At 39.9% G+C, this 23,698-nt stretch carries 17 protein-coding genes and 2 tRNA genes; 8 read left to right on the top strand and 11 right to left on the bottom strand.

Annotated elements, in window-relative coordinates; translation table 11 throughout:
- Positions 1-262: 262 nt before the first annotated feature.
- From M0R21_08980 to M0R21_08995, 4 genes are all read right to left on the bottom strand, one after another.
- On the bottom strand, positions 263-2,404 hold the full coding sequence (locus M0R21_08980; protein ID MCK9617952.1) for a S9 family peptidase: 2,142 nt from the start codon (positions 2,402-2,404) through the stop codon (positions 263-265).
- A 72-nt stretch (positions 2,405-2,476) separates the two neighbouring features.
- On the bottom strand, positions 2,477-3,211 hold the full coding sequence (locus tag M0R21_08985) for a geranylgeranylglyceryl/heptaprenylglyceryl phosphate synthase (protein ID MCK9617953.1): 735 nt from the start codon (positions 3,209-3,211) through the stop codon (positions 2,477-2,479).
- A gap of 119 nt (positions 3,212-3,330) precedes the next feature.
- Positions 3,331-4,782 (bottom strand): outer membrane protein transport protein, encoded by a 1,452-nt coding sequence (locus M0R21_08990; protein MCK9617954.1) that lies wholly within the window; start codon positions 4,780-4,782, stop codon positions 3,331-3,333.
- A 26-nt stretch (positions 4,783-4,808) separates the two neighbouring features.
- Positions 4,809-6,494 (bottom strand): hypothetical protein, encoded by a 1,686-nt coding sequence (locus tag M0R21_08995; GenBank protein MCK9617955.1) that lies wholly within the window; start codon positions 6,492-6,494, stop codon positions 4,809-4,811.
- 124 nt (positions 6,495-6,618) lie between these two features.
- Here M0R21_08995 and proS point away from each other — a divergent pair, with 124 nt between their 5' ends.
- Together proS and M0R21_09005 are read left to right on the top strand one after the other, a co-directional pair.
- A complete protein-coding gene (proS, locus tag M0R21_09000) occupies positions 6,619-8,094 on the top strand; it encodes a proline--tRNA ligase (GenBank protein ID MCK9617956.1) in 1,476 nt (491 codons plus the stop codon).
- Positions 8,095-8,100: 6 nt separating this feature from the next.
- Positions 8,101-9,033: an AraC family transcriptional regulator gene (locus M0R21_09005; GenBank protein MCK9617957.1), complete on the top strand. Its 933-nt coding sequence runs from the start codon at positions 8,101-8,103 to the stop codon at positions 9,031-9,033.
- A 135-nt stretch (positions 9,034-9,168) separates the two neighbouring features.
- Here the strand turns inward: M0R21_09005 and M0R21_09010 are convergent.
- Positions 9,169-9,242 (bottom strand) — tRNA-Arg (locus M0R21_09010).
- Between the two features lie 98 nt (positions 9,243-9,340).
- Between M0R21_09010 and fbaA the strand changes: the two genes are divergently transcribed.
- A complete protein-coding gene (gene fbaA, locus M0R21_09015; GenBank protein ID MCK9617958.1) occupies positions 9,341-10,420 on the top strand; it encodes a class II fructose-bisphosphate aldolase in 1,080 nt (359 codons plus the stop codon).
- A gap of 46 nt (positions 10,421-10,466) precedes the next feature.
- Here the strand turns inward: fbaA and M0R21_09020 are convergent, their stop codons facing one another.
- Genes M0R21_09020 through M0R21_09030 form a run of 3 tightly spaced genes read right to left on the bottom strand, consistent with a single transcriptional unit; the run spans position 10,467 to position 12,637 of the window.
- Positions 10,467-11,318, bottom strand: a complete 852-nt coding sequence (locus tag M0R21_09020; protein MCK9617959.1) for a universal stress protein — start codon at positions 11,316-11,318, stop codon at positions 10,467-10,469.
- A gap of 4 nt (positions 11,319-11,322) precedes the next feature.
- Entirely contained in the window at positions 11,323-11,766 is a 444-nt protein-coding gene (locus tag M0R21_09025) for an SPOR domain-containing protein (protein MCK9617960.1), read from the bottom strand.
- Positions 11,767-11,788: 22 nt separating this feature from the next.
- A complete protein-coding gene (locus M0R21_09030) occupies positions 11,789-12,637 on the bottom strand; it encodes a universal stress protein (protein ID MCK9617961.1) in 849 nt (282 codons plus the stop codon).
- A 167-nt stretch (positions 12,638-12,804) separates the two neighbouring features.
- Between M0R21_09030 and ruvB the strand changes: the two genes are divergently transcribed.
- Genes ruvB through M0R21_09050 form a run of 4 tightly spaced genes read left to right on the top strand, consistent with a single transcriptional unit; the run spans position 12,805 to position 17,740 of the window.
- Entirely contained in the window at positions 12,805-13,833 is a 1,029-nt protein-coding gene (gene ruvB, locus M0R21_09035; GenBank protein ID MCK9617962.1) for a Holliday junction branch migration DNA helicase RuvB, read from the top strand.
- A complete protein-coding gene (queG, locus tag M0R21_09040) occupies positions 13,830-14,753 on the top strand; it encodes a tRNA epoxyqueuosine(34) reductase QueG (protein MCK9617963.1) in 924 nt (307 codons plus the stop codon). The genes ruvB and queG overlap by 4 nt, the downstream gene beginning before the upstream one ends.
- A 36-nt stretch (positions 14,754-14,789) precedes the next feature.
- Complete coding sequence (gene gldD / locus M0R21_09045) at positions 14,790-15,374, top strand: gliding motility lipoprotein GldD (protein MCK9617964.1); 585 nt, start codon at positions 14,790-14,792, stop codon at positions 15,372-15,374.
- A gap of 8 nt (positions 15,375-15,382) precedes the next feature.
- On the top strand, positions 15,383-17,740 hold the full coding sequence (locus M0R21_09050; protein MCK9617965.1) for an immune inhibitor A: 2,358 nt from the start codon (positions 15,383-15,385) through the stop codon (positions 17,738-17,740).
- A gap of 39 nt (positions 17,741-17,779) precedes the next feature.
- Here the strand turns inward: M0R21_09050 and M0R21_09055 are convergent, their stop codons facing one another.
- A complete protein-coding gene (locus tag M0R21_09055; protein MCK9617966.1) occupies positions 17,780-18,772 on the bottom strand; it encodes a glycosyltransferase family 9 protein in 993 nt (330 codons plus the stop codon).
- A gap of 182 nt (positions 18,773-18,954) precedes the next feature.
- On the opposite strand from M0R21_09055, the gene M0R21_09060 reads away from it, so the two are divergent.
- Positions 18,955-19,042: transfer RNA gene (locus M0R21_09060), tRNA-Ser, on the top strand.
- A 207-nt stretch (positions 19,043-19,249) separates the two neighbouring features.
- On the opposite strand, the gene M0R21_09065 is transcribed toward M0R21_09060, so the two are convergent.
- Together M0R21_09065 and M0R21_09070 are read right to left on the bottom strand one after the other, a co-directional pair.
- Positions 19,250-19,483 (bottom strand): hypothetical protein, encoded by a 234-nt coding sequence (locus tag M0R21_09065; GenBank protein ID MCK9617967.1) that lies wholly within the window; start codon positions 19,481-19,483, stop codon positions 19,250-19,252.
- A gap of 90 nt (positions 19,484-19,573) precedes the next feature.
- Positions 19,574-23,638 (bottom strand): choice-of-anchor D domain-containing protein, encoded by a 4,065-nt coding sequence (locus tag M0R21_09070; protein MCK9617968.1) that lies wholly within the window; start codon positions 23,636-23,638, stop codon positions 19,574-19,576.
- Positions 23,639-23,698 lie beyond the last annotated feature (60 nt).

The following is a 23,698-nucleotide window of genomic DNA, read 5'->3' on the forward strand; positions in this document are numbered from 1 at the left end:
CCACTTTTTTTGGTGATTTTGGAACCGCAATAAAAGCAAATTTTTTATTCATAGCTTTCAAATGCTCCAAAGTTATACTATTGCTGCATTTGAATGGCCTGTCAGCATCATTTTTGTCTATTAAGCCTAAAAATACATTCTTTGGTATATCTCGCAAATTTGGTAGAGCGTCCCGATTCAATCGGGAAGGTCGTGGGTTCAAGTTCCATGAGTGGCTCTGAAAAAGGCAGGCAGTCGTGAAAAATTGACTACCTGCCTTTTTTTACCTGTAAAGGTTGTGGTATTCCGCAATTTTTTTGAATAAATGTGCCCTGTCTACCCCCTGAACATTGTGCTCATGTCCGGGATATACAAAATAATCAAGTTGCTTACCTTTTTCTACACAGGTTTTCACGAATTGCAGGCTGTTTTGCCAAACTACAGTTCCATCCACAGTACCATGAATTATCAAGAGTCGGGTTTTAAGATTGTCAACATAATTCAGCAGACAGGCGTTTTTATACCCTTCCGGGTTTTCTTCCGGTGTGTCCATGTAACGTTCACCGTACATCACTTCGTAATATTTCCAATCAATTACCGGTCCCCCGGCAGTAGCGCATTTAAAAACTCCCAGATTTTTCAGGATCATGGAAATAGTCATAAATCCGCCATAGCTCCATCCGTCAATGTGAAAATCAGTAGTATCCACATAAGGCAGTGTCTTCAGGTACTTTATACCCAACATCTGGTCATCTACCTCAATAGTACCGAGATTTCTGAAAATTGCCTGTTCGAAATCCTGACCACGGTTAGATGTTCCATGGTTATCCATTGTAAAAACAATATACCCATTCTGCGCCATATAATTTAGGAACAAACCTGCATTAGCTAACCATGAATTGGTTATCAACTGACTGTGAGGACCTCCATAAACATACACAAAAACAGGATATTTCTTTGTAGAATCGAAATCCGTTGGAAAAATCATCCTGCAATATAAATTTTCATTATCCTTACTTTTAACGGGAAAAACAGATGTATTACCTAATTGATAGTCATTTAATGGATTTTTGTTTTCAAGAAGAGTTTGTAATACTTTCCCTTTGCTGTCTAAAAGCGCATATTCATTGGCGATGGTATAACTTGTGTAACTATCAACAATATAGTTGCCATTGGCTGAAACATAGGCATTATGTGTTCCTGAAATTCTGGATAGTTTACTTGTTTTTGCTTTTCTGAAGTCGAGCGAATAAATATGTTGTTCAAGGGGGTCTTCCTGGTTTGAAAGGTAATACAAATGGCTGTCGTTCTCATCGGTACCGATAAGTTCGCTCACTTCCCATTTCCCCTTTGTAAGCTGCGAAATCAGTTTCCCTTCAGTATTGTAAAGATATAAATGGTTATATCCGTCGCGGCGGCTCTGCCAAATAAAAAACTGGGGTTTTGTTTTCAGAAAATACAAACCATGTAAAGGTTCAACATACTTTTCATTTGCTTCCTCAAAAAGAGTTTTAACGAATTTACCTGTAGCTACATCATATTGATTCAGCCACATGTGGTTTTGTTGGCGGTTAAGAACCGCAATGAAGATATATTTTTCGTCGGGAGACCATGTGATATTGGTCAAAAATTGGTCAACTGGTTCTCCTGTTTGTAAATAAACCGTATTTTGAGTGGTCGTATTAAACACTCCTACTGTTACCTGGTGGCTCGTCATGCCCGCCATGGGATATTTGGTATTTTCAACAGTAGCAATCCGGGTATCAATATTTACCAAAGGATAATCCGTAACCATAGTTTCGTCCATGCGATAAAATGCAAGCAGATTGCCTTTGGGCGACCAAAAAGTTCCCTTGCTGATACCCCATTCGTTACGGTGTACCCGTTCGGAGCCAAAGACAATTTCTTTATTATTTTCATTGCTTACAGCTGTTTCTGTTCCGTTAACCGTTATGTAAAGATTGTTTTCTTTTGTAAAAGCTATTTTAAAAGATTCATTGTCAATATCAATGTTTTGTGCGTTTTCATCAAAACTATTGATAATATCATATTTTTTTGAAATAAGATTAAAACGGATTAGTTTATTTTTCTGGGTAAAGATGAATGCTTCATTATTTACCCATGTTATAAATGGGCATCTGCGAAGGTTATCAATTTTTAATTCAGATAGTTTTTCATTAATTTCGGAAAGTTTTAGTAATGTGTCTTTTTGCAATGTTTCTGCATTACCTCGTATTATTGCTTTAGAAGTAATGTATGAATATATATTGCTACTCCCTATCCACTGAAAATTTTGTAAAGATGTCGGATACAGACTCCTGTTTGTCATAAATTCTTCCGGATTTAATAATTTGCTCTGCCCTGAAAGAACAATACTCCATATTGTGAAAACTACAAAGAGTAATAATCTGATATTTTTTTGCATTTTATTAACGTTTTATTATTAAAGTGATGATAGATTTTCCGATTTATTGCAGATTTTCCTGGATTTTCAGGATTACATTTTTATTGCATTGGCTATTTCTGTGATAAGTGCAGGTGATTTTTCGATGGCGTTTCCTACAACTACCACATCGGCTCCTGCATCACAGGCATTTTGGGCTTGTTCAGCCGTACAAATACCTCCTCCCACAAAAACAGGAATTGAAATGGCACTTTTTACAGCATTAATCGTACGCGGAGGAATGGCACATTCGGCTCCGCTACCTGCATCCAAATACATCATTTTCAACCCTAACATAGCCCCTGCTATGGCTGTACATACTGCAATATCTGTTTTTTCGGAAGGAATTGGCATGGTATTACTCATATAGGCAGCCGTTGTTAGTCTTCCGCTATTTATAAGCATATAACCCGTAGGAATTATTTCAAGTTTGCTATTTTTTAATACCGGAGCTGCAATTACATGTTTCCCTATGAGGAAATCAGGGTTTCTGCCGGAAATAAGAGAAAGGAAAAGAATGGCGTCGGCGTTATTGCTGATTTGCATCATATTTCCTGGAAATAAAATCACAGGAATATCTTGTTGTTGTTTGAGCAGAAGGATGCATTTTTCAAAGGTATTTTGAGTTAAAAGACTTCCTCCCACCAAAAAAAAATCTACTCCTGCACGCAGGCTTAAACTAACAAGCTGATTAATCCTGTTTTCATCCACTTTATCAGGATCAACCAGTACCGCAAAGAATTTTTTCTTTCCTTGTACCTGTTCAATTTTTTCTGCAATACCGCCCATATTTTACCATCGGAAAATATTTTACAATAGTATAAAATTTTCGGCATTTTTAAGGTTAATAATAAAAAAACCGGCTAATATCAGGAAAGCCGGTTTTGTAAACACATGGTAATTACAGGTTAAAATTTAAATCCCATTGTCATTATGAAATTGTTGTTGTTAATTTCATTTTTTACGGGTTCTGTAAAATAAATCTTGTCGTAAAGATAATAATCCTCATTACTTTCGGTACGAACATATGCAAAATCAACGAAATAAGTCTTTTCACGGAATCCTATCCCGAACGACATTGAACGGCGTTCATAGTCGTTGATATTATTTGCATAGGGAGAGCCATACCATGCATAACCTCCTCTTAAACTCATGCTGCCAAGTCTCCATTCTGTTCCCAGCCGTATATTGTTTTGATCAGTATAACAATTATTTATTGCGTCATTGGCATCGAAAAAATCGCCGTCGTCGGAACGCAATTTGGCTTCAGAATAGTCAAGATATTCATAATCACCGCTAATTAAGCCATAATCGCCGATAATGAAGGCAATGCTTCCCATAAGACGCATAGGAGTTTCGAGGGTATATTCAAATTCACCTTCCGGTGAATTTTTCTTGTATCCCTGTGCATTATCAAAACGTGATGTCATAGAGGCACTCCAGTTGTCTTTCATCCAGTTGTAAAAAGTAGGTGTATGCACTGCGGCACCCAATCTCAAAAAATCAAACGGACGATAGATGATTCCGGCTTTCAGATTGTAGCCATTTCCTTTTGTTTCCAGGTCCTGGTGGTAATCAAACGATTCAAAATAGGGGTTCAGATCATTAATGTCCGATTCCGTATATTTTGATTGCTCAAAGTAACGGAGTTGTGGAAACCCCAGCGTTGCGCCAAAATACAGTTTGTTATCAAAGTTTCCACCAACAGATACTACCAGTTCATTTATTGAGCCATTGGTTGTAATGGATTTGGTTTGTTGCACTCCTCCATTGGGCATATCGGAATTATAATGGTATTCTCCATCGCTGATGGTATCAAAAATAAGATCGGTTTCGTATGCTAACTTTGTATCAAATACATACAAATCATCGGGATTTATTCCATCGGCATAATCTAAAAACGGAGTTAGCAAAGAAGACTTGCTGTTAAACCCGTCAATGTACATACGGTTATTAAAATTGGCAAGGCGGTTTAATCCAAAGCCAAATTGCACATTTTTCCATCCAGCCTTTTCGGCATTAGTAGAAAGTGGAAATACAAAAACAAAACCTACATTGCTGATATTCAAATTATATTTTGAATCAGAAGCTTCAGAATTGCCGAAAGTGGAGGTGGTATTCCCTTTGTAAAAAGAAGGGCTGAACGTAAATTCCGATTTTTTATATAAACCTATTCCCGCAGGATTTGTACTGAGGGTGGAAAAATCGGCTCCCAATGCTCCGAAAGCACCACCCATTGCCATGTAACGGGCTGTTCCTCCAAAGGTGAGTTGCGAATAGCGTAGAGCATCTATTTCTGTTTGTGCCTGGGTAAAGTTATAAAAGCACAACATTATACTTATTAAAACTATTTTTTTCATTTTTTTAATTATATTACGTTATACAATTACCTTCTTCTGCCTCCCGAACCGGATGATCCCGAACCACTGCTGCCAGATGACCGTGAAGGCGCGGAATATGAACCACTGTTAGAACTGGAACGCGAAGGAGCAGTGTACGAATTATTTCCTGAACTTGACCTTGAAGGGGTAAAATGATTTTTGTTTTCATTACCAGAGGAATTATCACTTGATTTCTTTACAGGTTGCGAGTAATTCTGTTGGGCTTCACGGGGAGCAGGACGAGATGGAGTATAATTGTTTGGTTGATAGGTTTTGCGTTGTCCATCAGTTGTTCTTTTTTCTGCAGGTTGGTTTATTTCTTTTCTGATTTGTTTGTTTTCTTCGGGTTTTTGTTCAGGCATTAAACGGTTACGGTATTTAGGAGTGGTATATTCATCTCTTGATCCGGGTTTTGCATAAGTTGGAGGGCTGTAAGGCTGGGGTTTTCTGTTGTCGGATTGACGCACTTCGGTTGGTTTTTTCAATCTTTCACTCTGTGGTTTTATCTCAGGTTGCGTATTACGGCTCTTTTCGTTTTGAATGATATTTTCATCGGGTTTGCTAAACCTGCCGGTATTTCCGCCTATGGGATTGGCTTTACGTTCAGTATTTGGTTTTTCTTTTTGAATAGATGTATTACGGTTTCCGGGCAAAACAGGTTCTGCTGTTTTGTTTCTTTCATTAGTATTTATTGTAGACTCTTTGCCATTTGTATTCGAAAAGCGGTTTTGCTGTTCATCCTGGATTGTCGGTTTTTGTCTTTCCGAATTGGTAGAAATATTATCAATGGTATTTTTGCGTGTTGTAGTGGAAACTTTGGGTTCAGCACCTTGTTTTTGCTTATTTTCCCGCGGATTGAGTTGGGTGTTCCTGTCTTTTTCCAAAGCAAGAGCTTTTTCATAACGTTCACCAAAATTTATATCATTTCTTCTGCCTGAACCACCGCCCGGGGTAGTTCCGCTTGTAGAACTCCGGTCTGTTCTTTGTCCATAATAATGTGAATTATAATCGTAGCTGTTGTAATAAGGGATATAGGGATTGTACCAACTACCATTATAATATCCATCCCAATAACCGTTCCAATAGCCCTGGCTGTATCCCCAGTTATACCCATTACCGTAACCCCATGGTTGGTACCAAAAGAAGTCATTATTATATGCATACGGATAAAACGGACGATACGACCAATAGTAATTAGACCCGGGATACCACCAGTTGTATCCTAAATAAATACTGGTTCCCCAACTGTAGGGATTGTAATCGTACCAATACAAATTGGTATAGTAATCGTTATAATAACTGGGATAATAATAATTGCTGTAAAAACGGCGAAGACGGGCAGAGTAAGCATAGTCGTAATAATCATCGGTATTGTAATAATAATTATTGGTGATATTATTGCCGTTTTCATCCTGGTACGATTCTGTTACCGGTTGGGATTCCTGCAATTGGCTGTTATCAGGTGTGTAATTTTCAACAGGCTGCGATTGCTCTGCTTCGTAATCACTTTCTGGGGTAGTAACATTTCTGTCTTCTACCATTACAATATGTTTTTCTTCTTTTACCTGTTGGGGCTGTTTCCTTTTCGATGAATAATAAACATCGTCATCGTTGCTTGTTGCCTGGTATGCTGTGGTGCACGATGCAAAAACCAACATTATTCCTGCCAGATATACACTTAAGGTTTTCATGGGTTTTTCCTCCGTTATTTTAGTGAATGACCTCATTTTTTGCTTTATTTTTATAATTTTGCTGCTTATAATTTCTATTTGAAATTTATACTGTTAAAAGCAAATATTATACCACAATTTAACTATGGCAAAAGAATTAACGTCGAGGAAAGAAAACTATGCCCAATGGTACAACGACCTGGTTATAAAAGCCGATCTTGCAGAAAACTCAGCTGTTCGCGGTTGTATGGTTATTAAACCTTATGGGTATGCTATCTGGGAAAAAATGCAGGCAACATTGGATAAAATGTTTAAAGATACCGGGCATGTAAATGCTTACTTTCCACTATTTATTCCAAAGTCATTTTTCAGCAAAGAAGCCAGCCATGTGGAAGGTTTCGCCAAAGAGTGTGCCATAGTAACCCATTACCGGTTGAAAAATGCTCCGGATGGCTCTGGCATTATTGTAGATGAAGATGCGAAACTGGAGGAAGAACTTATCGTTCGTCCCACTTCCGAAACCATCATCTGGGACACCTATCGTTCGTGGATTCAGTCATATCGCGATTTGCCTTTGTTGATAAATCAATGGGCTAATGTTGTACGTTGGGAAATGCGTACCCGGCTGTTTTTGCGTACTGCCGAATTCCTTTGGCAGGAAGGACATACCGCTCACGCAACCCGCAAAGAAGCCATTGAAGAAGCCGAGCGCATGCTTAATGTGTATGCCGACTTTGCCGAAAACTGGCTTGCTATTCCCGTTCTGAAAGGCATAAAATCGCCTAACGAACGGTTTGCCGGTGCTGTGGAAACCTATTGTATAGAAGCGCTGATGCAGGATGGAAAAGCATTACAGGCAGGAACTTCCCATTTTTTGGGGCAAAATTTTGCTAAAGCTTTTGATGTTAAATTCCTAAGCAAAGAAAACAAACTCGATTTTGTGTGGGCTACTTCCTGGGGTGTTTCTACCCGACTGATGGGAGCACTCATCATGGCACATTCTGATGATAATGGATTGGTTTTACCTCCCAGATTAGCACCAGTTCAGGTGGTTATTGTTCCCATTTATAAAAATGAGGAACAATTATCCTTAGTTTCAGAAACTGCTGAAAAAATTAAAAAAGCCCTTCAAAACAAGGGAATAAGTGTTAACTATGATAACAGAGACACTTACAAACCCGGATGGAAATTTAACGAACACGAATTCAAGGGAGTACCTGTTCGTTTGGCATTGGGACCAAGAGATATCGAAAACGGAACCGTAGAGGTTGCCCGACGTGATACCCTTGAAAAATCGGTTTATCAACTCACAGATATTGAAGATAAAATCGTTAATTTACTCGAAATCATTCAAAAAAACCTTTATAACAAAGCGCTCGATTTCCGCGAAAACAATACTTTCCGGGCGGATAGCTGGGACGAATTTATAAATATCATCGAAAACAAAGGTGGTTTTGTATTAGCACATTGGGATGGAACTACCGAAACGGAACAAAAAATTAAAGATTTGACCAAAGCTACCATTCGTACTATTCCGTTGAATAACAAGCAGGAAGAAGGAAAGTGTATTTTAACCGGAAAACCTTCCCACCAACGAGTGGTTTTTGCAAGAGCATACTAAAAATCTATGGAATTTCCAAATCCATATCAAAAAGAATACATTGCGCGTATTCATAAAGTAATGGATTATATCGAAGCCAACATCCACCAGCCATTGAATCTTTCGGTACTGGCGGATGTTGCTAATTTTTCACCATTCCATTTCCACCGGATTTTTTCGGCCATGACCGGCGAAACCCTGAATAATTACCTCAAACGAAAACGGATAGAAAAAGCTGCTTCGCTTTTGATTGACAACAGAGAAACTCCCATTGGCGAAATTGCTGAAATTTGTGGGTTTAACAGTCTTTCAGCCTTTGCCAGAGCCTTTCGCGAACGTTTTGAAATGAATGCCTCCGAGTTTCGTAGCAAGAAACATCCGCATCTTAGCAAGAATCGTCAAACACAAAGCAAAATCGGTAAAACGGAACCGGCATCCGAGGAGTACTTTTGGCTTATAAAACCAAACGAAAAATGGAGGTCAATTATGGAAACAAACATTCAAATTAAAGAAATGCCGGCAATGAATCTGATTTGCTGTCGGCACACCGGAGCTTTCGACCAGATTGGAAAAGCTTACGACAAAATTTTTAAATGGGCTGGTGCCAGAGGATTGCTCGACTTTCCCAAAACTAAAGGAGTAACGGTATATCACGACGATCCCAAGGTTACCGAAATCGGCAAGCTGCGCCAGAGTGCCTGCATTACCGTGGAAGGTGATGTGAAAACAGAAGGAGAGATTGGCAAACTAAGTATTCCCGGAGGAAAGTACGTGGTGGGAAGTTTTATAATCAGCCCAACAGAATTTGAAGATGCCTGGAACTCTGTATGTTTGTGGCTTACCGAAAGCGGTTACCAGCCAGCGGATGGTTATCCGTATGAGTTGTACCACAACGAAGGGGATAAATGCCCTGAAAAGGAATTTGTTGTGGACATTTGCATTCCGGTAAAACCGATGTAAGAAAGGAGAAAAAGCCACCTAAATGGTGGCTTTTTTAATGAAGGTGCCCTCCCGGGGAGATTCGCTCGTTCCGCTTATGATCCCCTGGAATGTATGTAAAAAAAAAGTTACCTTTCGGTAACTTTTTACCAGATGTGACCCCGGAGGGATTCAAACCCACGACTTTCAGAACCGGAATCTGACGTTCTATTCAACTGAACTACGGGGCCCCGTTTCTCAGTGTGCAAATTTACATAATTATTAACGATTCTGATTCCTGCATTTTTTGTAATTTTGACTCTTAAAATAAATTCTTAAAAATAAGCTTATGTTAGAAAAAATTTCATCAAAAGTTGCCCCGGGCGTAGCTACCGGCAATGATGTACAAGAAATATTCAGAATAGCTAAGGCAAATCATTTTGCTCTTCCTGCTGTAAATGTTGTTAGTACCGACTCGGTAAATGCGGTGATGGAAGCTGCAAAAGCAGCTAATTCTCCGATTATCATCCAGTTTTCCAATGGGGGAGCCATTTTTTATGCAGGGAAATCTCTTCCCAACGACGGCGAAAAAGCAGCTATTACCGGTGCAATTTCAGGCGCCGAACATATCCACAAATTAGCCGAATTATATGGAATTCCGGTAATTATACATACCGACCATGCTGCGAAAAAACTTCTTCTCTGGATAGATGGGCTGCTGGATATTGGAGAAAAATATTTTAAACAACACGGAAAACCGTTGTTTAGTTCTCACATGCTTGATTTGTCGGTAGAGCCTCTTAATGAAAATATAGAAATATGTAAAAGATACCTGGATCGTATGAGTAAAATAGGCATGACTCTTGAAATTGAACTGGGCGTTACCGGAGGCGAAGAAGACGGTGTTGACAACACAAGTATAGATAGTTCACGCCTTTACACACAACCGGAGGATGTGGCTTTTGCATGGAAAGAGCTTAGTGCTATCAGTCCCAATTTTACTATAGCTGCTTCTTTTGGTAATGTTCACGGTGTTTACAAACCCGGAAATGTTCGTCTGGAGCCTATAATTCTTAAAAATTCACAGGAATACATTCAGAAGAAATACAATACACTGGAAAAACCAGTAAATTTTGTTTTTCATGGCGGATCGGGTTCCGAACCGGAAAAAATTGCGGAAGCAATTTCTTATGGCGTAATAAAAATGAACATTGATACCGATACCCAATGGGCTTTTTGGGAAGGTGTTTTAAAATATTACCGTAAGAATGAAGGTTATCTGCAAGGACAACTTGGCAATCCGGAAGGAGCTGACAAACCCAATAAAAAATTCTACGACCCGCGTGCATGGTTACGCGAAGGGGAGAAAACGATGGTGGAAAGATTAAAAACAGCTTTCCTAAACCTAAACGCGAATAATTGCTATTAAACAAAAAAGTGCCGGAAATTCCGGCACTTTTTTTATTCATCATGTTCTACATCGAAGTTACCATTAACAGTTCCTGTGAATGTAAAATAAGAACTGGTATCGGCGAACGGTTAACCATTTGTTGTGCATAAGTGCCCATCAGCAGATTCGACATGGATTTTTCCTGTTCCGACATGATGGAAATAAGATTGGCATCAACTTTTTCGGCATATTCTATTATTGCAGTGGTAATGTTATCGGCTTCCACCTGGACGCCAACACCTTTTATCCCTTCTTTTTCTAAATGCTTCATCACTTGGCTCGAATATAACAGAACTCTGCTACGCAGTTCATCCACTTTTGAAGTCAATACACTTAATACATGAATTTCCGCATCAAAATAACTGGCTAAAGAAACAGTAAAGGGCACTTTCTGGCGGGTTTCGAGAGTGTTATCAATCGGTAAAATTATCTTTTCCAGGTTCCGCCTGATACTTCTGCCTGCCCTAATGGTAATTACCGGGCAGGGTGCTGCAGAAACAATTTTATTAGCATTGCTCCCAATCCAAAACTCTTCGAAGCCCGAAGCTCCGTGAGTACCGGCTACTATCAGAGTAGCTTCACTTTCCTTTGCCTCCATTACAATTTCGCGGTACACTTTCCCCTCTCTGATTTTAAAATCAATTGTTGACTTTCCGAGTTGAGACTTGTATTTTTTAATTAACAAACCAAATTGTTTCTGCACTTCACTTATCAGTTCGTCCGACTTACCGGAAAAAATTTCTATTTTGGTAACATTCGGATTATTAACCCAAACCATATTGATATTCAAATGGGTTTTGTTAGCAATACTGATAGCATGTTCTAGGGCATTTATAGAACAATCGGAAAAATCAATAGCTACAATAATATCTTTCATAGTTTTAATATTTTAAATAGTTAGTTGTTTTATTTACTTCAACATTTATTTGTTCTTCTTTAACCACATAGGCATTTGGAAAATCAAGAGCTATCTGTTGCAAAAAACCCTGTGCTTCAATCCGAGTTCTGAAGTCTCCTACCCTTACCTTGTAATAAGGTTCCTGAAATGTTATATATGCTTGTATATCCGGATACTTTCCGATAAATTGTTCTTTTGAATCTGTGGCTTTTCTTTTAGAGTAGTTTCCCGATTCAAAAAGAATTTGTATCCGGTATCCTTCTATTCCCGGGAATTTTTCGTTCAATAGTATCTGTTTTTCTACCAATTTTTCTACTCTTTCATCTTGAATCAGTTCAACGGATCCTGATCTTGGATTCTGGGCGAAAATACCGGAACAAACACTTGTAAAAAGACAACTCAACAGATATACTTGTAATTTTTTCATTTTATATTCCTCTTTACAAATTTTATAACGAAAAAAGTTCATTCGGTTGTATGCTCAACACGGGAATTGTAGAATTATTTATCATTTGTTGTGCCGAAGCACCTAACAGGCTTTGAATGGATGCCGATTCCTGCTCTGTCATTATCGAAACAAGACCTGCCTTTATGATTTCGCCATAGTGAAGCGTTGTATTGGTCACATTTTCGGTAGACACAGGTTCAATATATGCATGTAACCCTTTAGATGTAATATACTTAGCTGCCTGCCGTGCCACACTTTCTGTTTTACGGTTTACCGAAGCTATGTTGGTAGAAAACAACGTAAGCAGGTGCATTTCGCTGTTAAAGAAAGAAGCAAGTTGGGTGGTAAACGGTACTTTTTGTATCGTTTCGGGTGTATTGTCTATGGGTAATACTATTTTATCGAGGTTGTTATCGAATTGGAACGACTGCCGGATGGTAATAACAGGGCAGGGCGAAGATACTACTATCCTGAAAGCATTACTGCCTACCCAATATTCTTCGTAGCCGGTAATTCCATGCGCACCCGTAAGAACCAGGTCGGCATTGGAGGCTTTTGCCTGATAAGCAATTTCCTGATACACCTTGCCTTTGCGTTGCCGGTAATAGAGTTTACTTTTATACAAATCTTTTTTGTACCGTTTAACCAACTCTTCCAGATTTTCTTTAGCTTCTTCTTTTATTTCAATGCTTTTTGCTGTTTCGTAAGGGAGTAAAGTGGATTGTCCGCTAATATTATCCACCCAAACCATAAGCAAGTCGCTTCCAATTTTATTGGCAAACATAATCCCACATTCAAGGGCATGAACGGAATCCCTTGAGAAATCAATGCCAACAATGATCTTTTTCATTGTGTGAAATTTTTGTGAATAAATGATTAAGAACAGTCTTCGTATTCCAATCAAAACTTAGTAAAGATAAAAAAAAATTACATTTCACATAGTATTTATAGAAAAACACGGGTAATTTTGTAAAAATTTAAATTTCACGTAGGTTTGTTGCTAATAATTTACAAATAATGAACGAAAACCTGAATCCGGAGGGTAGCAGGCTGAGTGCCGCCGAGAAAGAGATGGAAAAGATGCTCAGACCTGTTGATTTTACTGAATTTTCGGGACAGGAAAATGTGGTGGAAAACTTGAAAATTTTCGTAAAAGCCGCCCGGCAACGTGGCGAAGCGCTGGATCATGTTTTATTGCACGGACCTCCCGGCTTGGGAAAGACTACTCTCTCTCACATCATAGCCAACGAAATGGGAGTAAATTTAAAACTTACTTCGGGTCCCGTGCTCGACAAACCTGGCGATCTTGCCGGATTGCTTACCGGCTTAGAAGCCAACGATGTACTTTTTATTGACGAAATCCATCGCTTAAGTCCTGTAATAGAAGAATATCTTTATTCCGCCATGGAAGATTTTCGTATTGATATACTGATAGAAAGTGGTCCCAATGCCCGTAGTATCCAAATTAACCTTAACCCGTTTACACTTGTTGGAGCTACTACCCGTTCCGGTTTGCTTACGGCTCCCCTTCGTTCGCGGTTTGGGATAAACTCCCGTCTTTCATATTACAATGCAGTAACGCTCGAAAAAATTATTCTTCGCTCGGCAACCATACTTAATGTCCCAATACATACGGAAGCAGCATCCGAAATAGCCCGGCGCAGCCGGGGAACCCCACGCATTGCTAACTTATTACTCAGACGGGTACGCGATTTTGCCCAGATAAAAGGTAATGGAACCATCAACATTGAAATTGCCCATTTTGCTCTTGCTGCTCTTAATGTTGACAAAAACGGACTCGACGAAATGGATACCCGGATTTTGACCACCATCATCGAAAAATTTAAAGGAGGTCCGGTGGGGATTACCACTATTGCCACGGCAGTAGGTGAAGACCCGGGGACCATTGAAGAGGTGTACGAACCTTTTCTTATCCAAGAAGGATACCTGATGCGAACACCTCGTGGGCGGGAAGTTACTGAAATGGCTTTTGTTCATCTTGGAAAAAGAAAAACAAAATCACAACCTAATTTATTCGAAGAATGAATTCAGAAACATCAAAGTTAATTCTGCTGGAAGCCGAAAAACTCGGATTTGAACACTGTGGTTTTGCCCCGTATGAATTTCTTGAACAAGAAGCTAAATATATTGATGGATGGCTGAAAAGGGGATATAATGGTTCGAAAAAATATTTGCAAGATAACTTCGAACAAATTATTGACCCGTCGAAAATTCTACCTGGAGTACAATCGGTAATAGTATTATTAAAAAGTTATTACCCACCATATCTGCAACCTGACTATTGTGCCTATAAAATTTCAAAATATGCCTACGGAAAAGATTACCATCAAGTAATGAAGAAAAAAATATCTCGTTTGTCAAATTTTATCCGTAAAAATTTTACAAATTCACATGCCAGGTCTTTTGTTGATTCAGGAAGGGTGCTCGAAAAAAAATGGGCAGTGAAGGCAGGATTGGGTTGGCAAGGAAAAAACACTCTTTTTATCAAACCAGGTGAAGGCAGCTTTTTCTTTATAGGCGTAATTCTTACCAACCTGGAACTTGATTATAATGAACCCTTTGCACAAGACCTTTGCCGGAATTGTTCCTTGTGCATCAGCAACTGCCCCACTGGTGCATTGGTCAAACCCTATGTTCTTGATGCACGAAAGTGCATTTCGTACCAAACTTTTGAACCCGGTGACGAAATACCTGAAAGTTTCAGGGGAAAAATGAACAACTGGATTTATGGCTGCGATACCTGCCAGGATGTGTGCCCGCATAACCGACATCCCTTTGTTACAACCGACAACTCTTTTATGCCAATACAAAGTATTGTAAACATGACTACTGATGATTGGAATGATTTAAACGAAAATAATTTCGATTCAGTGTTCGAAAAATCTGCAATCAAGCGCTATCCTTTGAAAACATTGAAAAGAAATATATTTTTTTTAGAAAAATAATCTACTTTTGTGTCTTTCCGACATTATCCCTTAACAATGAAGAGAATAATTTTTTACGTATTACCGATAATTTCCGGTATTATCCTTTTCGCCTGTGGGCAGAATTACGTTCCCAAACCTACGGGATATTTTCGTATTGACTTGCCAGAACATACTTACCGTACATTCGATACTACATTTCCCTATACTTTTGAAATTGGAAGGATTACTACGATCGAACACGATAAGTTTTCGCCGGAGGAACCTTACTGGATCAATATTGTTTATCCGAAATTTAAGGGCAGAATACACCTCAGCTACAAAAAAGTTGACAATAATCTGAATCAATATCTCGACGATGCATTCAAAATGGCAAACAAACACATTCCCAAAGCTAATTCCATAAAACAACGCGTCATTAACACACCTGAACACCATGTGTACGGGCTTATTTACGATATCACTGGAAGCGAAACAGCCTCAGCCTACCAGTTTTTTTTAACCGATAGCCTGCATCATTTTGTCAGAGGCGCCCTATACTTCAGCGTAACGCCCAATAACGACTCATTACAACCTGTAATAGAATTTATTAAAAAAGATGTTGAGCATATGATTGAAACTTTTAAATGGACAAATAAATAAATTGAAACATGAGAAAACTATTACTATTAATTCTTGTATTATGCACTACCGGCTTCGGAAGTTTTGCCCAGCAGCAAAAATATTCGAGAGTAAAAATTATTACCGGTGACGATGGTCTTCGTAAATTAGCCTCCCTCGGTATTCCTGCAGAGGAAGGTATACACGGTAAAGGCTATTTTATTTCTGAGTTTTCACAGGATGAACTGGCAAAAATCAGGTCAAATGGTTTTGCAACCGAGGTGCTAATTGACGACTGGCAGGCTTATTACCTCGAAAAAAACCGGCAGGAAATGCAACAGCCCCTCAATGGCGACCCTAAGTTCTCCAAAGAATGGCCTGTACCCAACGGTTTTTCATTGGGAAGCCTCGGCGGTTTTTGCACCCGTGCCGAATTTCAGGCACATCTTGATAACATGGCGGCACTATACCCTAACCTCATCACGGTGAAACAGTCCATCGGCAATACTGTTTTAAATGAGCCGATTTATTTTGTTAAAATTTCCGACAATCCAAATGTTGCCGAAGACGAACCACAGATTCTTTATACCGGGATGCACCATGCACGCGAGCCTATTGGGATGCAACATCTTCTTTATTACATGTATTATCTTCTCGAAAATTACGAAACCAACCCCGAAGTAAAATACTTAGTTGACAATACGGAAATGTATTTTGTTCCTGTTTTTAATGTTGACGGATATTATTATAATGAAACCACCAACCCCAATGGTGGGGGAATGTGGCGTAAAAATCGCACGAACAATGGTGGAGGTTCCTATGGCATTGATCTTAACCGTAATTATGATTATATGTGGGGTTATGATAACAATGGGTCATCGCCTTATCCTGACGACGAAACTTACCGGGGTACAGAAGCTTTTTCCGAACCCGAAACACAGGCTATACGCGATTTTTGCACCAGTCATAATTTTAAAATCGCCATTAACTACCACTCGGTATCAGGCATGCTGTTGTATCCCTGGGGATATACTGAAGATGTTTGTCCCGACGACCAGATATTTTATAAACAAGCCACCATTTTAGCTACCGAAAACCATTATACCTACGGACCGGCAAGCACAACAATTTACATAACCAACGGTGGTTCCGACGACTGGATGTACGGCGAACAAACTACAAAAAATAAAATTTTATCCTATACACCAGAAATAGCAGGTAGCGGATTCTGGCCTACCGTAAGCGAAATCATTCCACTTTGCCAGGAAAACATGTACCAAAGCTGGATGGCTGCCTGGTTTGTACATGGATATGGCTTTATTGAAGATGCTACTCCCGGAATAATTTCCGAACCTGACGGCTATTTGAAATTTGAGGTATCGCAACTGGGAACCGACGACTCACAGGATTTTACCATAACGGTTACCCCACAGAACAATGCCATTAGTACAATAGGAGAACCTGTAATCATTACTGGGTTACAAAGCGGGCAAAGTAAACTGGATTCTATTCCCTTTACCCTTCGCGACGATATTGCCCAGGGTGATTTAATTACCTACTTTCTCACCCTCAACGACGGATATCGGGAAATAACCGATACGTTGACAAAAATATTTGGTACCCCTGTAGTTATTTTTAACGATACCTGCGAAAATCTGAATAACTGGAGTTCTACCTACGGATGGAATACCACAAGCAGTGCTTACCATTCCGCTCCCAAATCCATTACCGACTCTCCAAACGGCAGTTATCAGAATAATACCAATTCCTCCGTCACCCTGACCACCCCGGTTGACTTAGCCCATGCCGGTTACGCAATATTAAATTTCTGGGCAAAATGGGAAACCGAACCAGGTTACGACTTTGTTCAGGTAAAAATTTCTGACGACGGAGGCGCTACATGGACACCTCTTACAGGAAAATATACCAAACCTGGCAGCGATAACCAGATTCCAGGCGAACCTCTGTACGATGGGACACAAAATGCTTGGGTAAATGAAGAAATTGACCTCGGCGATTATTTAGGAGAGGAAGTTCTCTTCCGCTTCACCCTTATAAGCGATGGAGGCGTTACGGGCGACGGATTCTATTTCGACGATTTCCAGGTCATCATTATTGATAACACTACCGGGATTGGCGAAAATAGACCCTTCCAGGCAATGCTTAGCCCGGCTATGCCTAATCCTGCTGATAATTTTACGGCTTTTGGCTATCAGGTTCCTGGCAATGCGCAAAATGCAGCTTTACAAATTTACGATATTACCGGTAAACGGGTAAAAAGTTTAATTTTGAACGAAACTACAGGGCAGGTAAATATTTCGCTGACCGATTTGCTTCCCGGAATGTATTTCTGCAAAATCGAAGGAAATAATTTCCAAACGGCTGTTAAAAAATTAATAGTGAAATAATCTATTCATAAATTTTCCCCATTGATAAAGGCTGGGATTTCAGTCCCAGCTTTTATTTTTCACCTGTTCCGCAACGGCATTTTCGTCTATTTTCATCATGCAGTCGAAATGTTTTTTGGGGCAGCGGGCGTATCCCAATTTGCTGCAAGGACGGCACTTCAGGTTTTTTACCTCTATAATTACAGCGTTTCCGGGGTTCTGCGGAAGGTAAGGATACATACCGAACTGCGGTACGGTGTTTCCCCAGATGGAAACAATCTTTTTATCGAAAGCCGCGGCAATGTGCATTAATCCCGTATCGTGTGTTATCATTATCCGTGCCTGCTTTACCAGCGAAGCCGAACCATGCAGACTGTACATTCCGCAGGCATTTACAACTTTATTGCCAAGAGCCTCCCGTATTTTTTCTCCTTTTTCAAAATCTTCTTTACCACCCAACAGTATCACCGGTTGTTCCAGCTTCTGACAAACGGCAATAATTTTTTCTGCCGGAAGAGCTTTGGTTACCTGTTTGGCTCCAATAGCAAAAGCAACAAAACCGTTCTGGTGGATTGGCGGCAGAGCATATAGATTGATTTCCTTATCTTGTGGAAGGGAGTAATCAAGACCTTTGCCATCATTTGTAACGCCCAGCTTACGGACTGCCGCAAAATAACGATCTACGATATGGACATTAGGCAGCAGGTTTATTTTAAACTTTGTGTACAAAAATTTCCGCAGATTTAATTTGGAGAAACTGCCGAAAGGTTTCCGCAGCTGTAGCAAAACGATAAACGAACGCAGGTTTTTGTGCAGGTCAACGATAAAATCGAAATTTTCGGCTTTCAGTGCAGGGACAACTTCCGTTACATTTTTACCAATCACATGAATTGCATCCAAGTAAGGATTGGCTTCCAACAGCGGAAGGTATTGTCTTTTTGTAAGATAATGTACTTCGGCACCAGGAATCTGCATTTTAAGACAACGTACCACCGGGGTGGTAAGCACTATATCGCCAATGGAGCTGAACCGAATGACAAGAATTTTAGGCAAGCAAGTACGTTTTGATCGGACAAAAATAAGAAAATCCCGCAGTTTGTAGGAAGCATTATTCATAAAGGCGGTTTCGTGGTTTATACAAGAGGGAAAACAAAGGAATGATAATGGCTTATTTTGCGCATTTTACACAATATTTTGCCATTAACAAATTAATCGTACTTTTGCACCGCATTTTTGGAGAGATGGCCGAGTGGTCGAAGGCGCACGCCTGGAAAGTGTGTAATCGTCAAAAGCGGTTCATGGGTTCGAATCCCATTCTCTCCGCTCCGGTTCAAATTGGCGGGTTTAGCCCGCCTTTTTTGTTTTATAAACCATAGCTGTGGAAAAATACCAAAACCCCAGATAGCCATGCCAACAGTATATGATACCAAATGAAATTTGGGGGAAGTTCCGGAAAAATAACTGAGAGAAAATACAAATAAAGGGACCAACCGATTGGTTAGCCCCTTTTTATTTCCAATTAAATACTAATTATTTTTTACGAAATTCATAAATTTTTTTATAGCCATAGGCAGTAGCCATAATAAGCAACATCCCTATGCCGCCACCTATTGGAGCGCCACCGCCCGGAGCAGAACCGTTGATAGGACCGCTGCCACCAGTACCTCCACCAACACCAGAATTGTTGGGATGAGGCTGACTAAAAACTATGGAAGCTATAAAAGTGAATCCGACGATAAGTAGTAATCTGATTAAATTTTTCATGTTCATAAAGTTAAATTGTTATCCAAAATATTTGTTAATATTGGTAACGGCTTTGCTACCAGTAACCAATGACTAACAACCAATATATCACTATTTAATTATTACTTTTTGTGAATAAACACTGTTATTTGTAAACACCTTAATGATATAACAACCTGATATAGTATTCAGAGGCAAACAATATAAGGAAGAGATGTCAATCTGTTTTGTAATTACCGGTTTCCCAAGTATATCGTAAACAATTATTTTTCCGTTCAGAGTTTCCTTGCCAGGATTTACATAAACCATTTTACCACAGGAATAAATGTTTACCTTATTTTCCGATGGATCGTTTATGCCATTAACCGATTTAAAATGAAGATTAAACCGATCAGGATTGTCGCCAATGGAAGCCGTGAAAGAATATGCCGGATTTTGGGTTAAATCCTGAGTGATGTTTAGTGTTTTATCCTCCAGCATAACCGGCGAACTGTTAAAATTAAGAATTTCGGTTGCCCGGAGGGTAAAATTACCATTTACTCCGGCATTTAATTGCAAAGGGATAATCAGTTCGTTTTCCATTTTTGGAAAGGTATTAATTGCCATATTTACATTATCGGTAGTAACAGTAGATAATTGCGGCACATTGGAAACAAACAATTTCCAGCAATCATAAGCATTGTCGGCTCCGGAGGTTGCATTGGCATCAAAACGGACAACGGCTTCGTCGGAATAGTTTCCGTTAGCCACTTGTAATCTTACCAATAGGTTGATATTGTAATCTTTATAAAAAGGAGTATTATTATGAACACGAATCCCATTATCCATTCCAAGTGTGGCAGAAGCCGAGGTTTTTACAAAGAAACCCTGCATCGGCGGAATATAACGGGAACCACCGCTTGCTCCAACACCTTGGTTAGAACCTTCGGCACCTAAGTAATATTTATAATTACCAACTCCAGCGTTCAGGGTGTTATCCCAGAAATAGATGGAGTTGTTCATTTCGGCAGGTTTTGTCCATCCAGATACAGCATCCCAGTCAATTGCCGAAGGATAGGGGTTACCAACCAAATTCCATCCTTCGCCTTGTCCGGTGGTAAATGATAATGGAATAGAATAAGTTCCGTCATTCAGACTTCCGGTAAATTCCAACGTTTTGGTGGTAGGAGCGCCGTTCTGATAACTGTACATGGTGGAATAGCCTTTTCCGATAGTATTCAAAGGTGTTGTTCCGGCTACATCTTCATAAAGGTTCACAGTTTCATTGTATTGTTTTAAATAACAATAACTAAAGACATCACTTGCCTGTGCAATGGAAGCAACAGGTTGCGAAATCAGATGCCATTTGTCGTTATCACCGACTAAAGCCCCTTCGATAGTCTGTTGGACATTGGCGGTTCCGGTTACGGTAAGATTTGCATTTCCCAGCAATGAAGCACCGGATTCTATGGTAAGATTATGGCAGATTCCGGCAGCCGAAAGAGTTGGGTAGTTGGTTAATCCTGCCGGGATAATAACATCAGTAGAAGCTACGGGAAGTTGTGCGTTATCCCAGTTGGAAACATCTGCCCAGTCGTTGCTGATGGTTCCGTCCCACAAACCAGCCTGACCAGTCATGGTAGAAAACGACCAGATGGGACATCCTGTGGCATCGCCTCCGCTATTGAACGGCACAACCTGCCAATAATAAGTTGTACCAAAAGTTAATGGAGCAGCAGGTGAATAGGGCGAAGTTTGAACCGTACCATTTTCGATATTGGTGGGGGCAACTGTACCACCGCCATCGGTTCCGAAATATAATTTATATCCTTGAGGTGTTCCTCCGGTAGCGCCGGCAGACCATGTAAGTGTGGTATTGATGTTTACTTTGCTGGCGGCATTGGCAGGAGCGCCGATAGTTGCCGGTTGCGGTGGCGCAACGTAAATCACAGGTCCTCTTACATAGTCTACATAAAATTTAGCAGAACTGTAAGTCGTGGTGGCGGCTATTGCCAGATAATAATTATTGCCTGCAATAGATGAAAGATCAACGACATATTCTGCCCAGGTAGCGGTAAGTGTATTGGCAATTCCAATATCGGTCCAGGTTATAAGGTCTGGCGAATATTTTACCTGTAAGGTTTGTGTTGTACCTGAATTTGTTTTTGCATAATACTTTAACGTACTACCAGTTATGATGGTAAGTTGTGGGGTGATAAGTTTTTTATCAGAAACCACGGCATAAGGAGTGTAATAAGTACATTTTACGCCCTCGTAATATTGTGAAGATGATTGTCCCCAGGTAGAAGGATCTATGCTCCAGCCCTCGGGTGGGAAACTACCTTCAAAACTTTCTCTCAAAGAACCTTCGGCAAAGGCTGTACCGCTTAAATCGGCGATGTGTGTTTCTTTGGCATTAGCAGCTATTTGCAACTGGGCTGTTTTGTTTCCTGTGGAAGTTGGCGAAAATGAAACGCTAACCGTTGCTGTCTGCCCGTAAACAAGGTTGATAGGATAAGTATTGGCATCACTAAGCGTGAATTGGCTGGCATCGGTTCCCGTAAGGGTAATATCGCCGCTGGCGATGACCAGTGAAGCCTGTCCCTCGTTACTGATGGTAAATGTTTGGGGGGTAGATGTTGTATTGGCAATAATTTCTCCAAAATTTTTGCTGGTTGGGCTCATCAGGAAGATTGCATTTACCGGAATTTCTTCCACCACTACATTATCGAGATAAATGTAATCCACATTGTAATTACTTGTCCCCTGGAAAGCAATTCTCACATTATCATAGCCGGCGCCGGTATAGGCGCTGATGTCTTTTAATTTTTCAGTCCAGGTACTTTGACCGGTTAATCCCGACCAAAGAATATTAGGATACGTATTTCCTCCATCGGTAGAAAGCAATACAGAGAAATCGCCTCCATAGGAATTTTTAAAATAAAATTTTAAACAAGCGGAAGACAATCCGGATAAATCAAGCACTGGTGTGATTAATTTTGATTGATTACCCGAAGGATTATTGGCTGTTTCAAATGCAGCACTCTTTCCTGAATAGCCTCCTGCGCTGCTTCCCCAGCCGTAGGAAGAAGAAGGTGTACGAACTTCGCTCCAGCAATCTGCTGTGGGCGGTACGCTTCCTTCAAAATTCTGGGTAAAAGGATAGGTGATATTTTTACCACAGGGAGTAGTGGCGTTGGCAATTTTTCCAGTAGAATAAGCAAAGGTGCCATCCACAGACCAGGCTTTATAATAATAGGTTGTATTTGATAATACAGGTGTATGGTTGAAAGTTGTCTGATCGCCATTGTACAGCACTGTTCCGCCACCGGTAATGGTATTTCCAGCCGAATAGGATGTGCCATTTGCAGGTGCCCCAAAAGTGTTTGAAGTATTCCATGCAACCATCACATTATCATTTGCCAGGTTTTTAGTCCAGGACAAATCAATTTCAGTAGCATTGGCGGCAGTAGCCGTAAAGGTTACGGGGTTTGCGGTATTCGAAGGTGGGGTAAACGTATATAGTGTTCCATTGGAAAGTCCCGTATTACTTGAAATATTGTTATTTGACGTTGTCGAACTTACAGTACTCAACGAAGGCGTAGCGTTTGGTGTAACGCTCAAATAATGTCCCGAACCTCCTGTAGCATCGTTCATTCCGATTGAAATTGCGGCCATGTAAAATGCAGTTGTATTTCCAAAAATGATTTCTATTTTGTTTGTCGTTTCATATAATTTTACCTGAAAATTCTGACTTGCACTACTACTAGCTTTTGAACATTTTACATTTTTCCATTGTACAGTAAAAATCCGGTTAGGAGATATTCCATCAGTAGTATACTGAATATCACCAGAATAGTTATCATCCCATAATGGTGCAACAAGCGGTTTGTAAGATGTTGATGCTAAATTATTCCCTTTTGCATGATTTGACATTGCTGTACCCAATCCTACCCAGCAATTCGTAGAAATTTTCACCTGAGTATAAGCAATTCCACAATAGTTAAATGAAAATCCGATGTCAATAGCAGAAGATAAATAATCATCTCCGGTAGTAATACCAGTGGTGGAGCCTGTGATTTCTGTGTACGTTCCTGTGCTTCCGGCAAATTGATACTCAGCAGCCGTCTGAGCCATGGTCTTTATGCCGCCAGCCAGAAACAGCAGGATAATTAAAAAAGTAAACGTTTTTTTCATATTTTGAAAATTTTATGAGTAATATTGATGAATTTTAGTGCTTTATTGTAAAATATGTTT

This window comes from Lentimicrobiaceae bacterium (assembly GCA_023227965.1).
Lineage (GTDB): Bacteria > Bacteroidota > Bacteroidia > Bacteroidales > JALOCA01 > JALOCA01.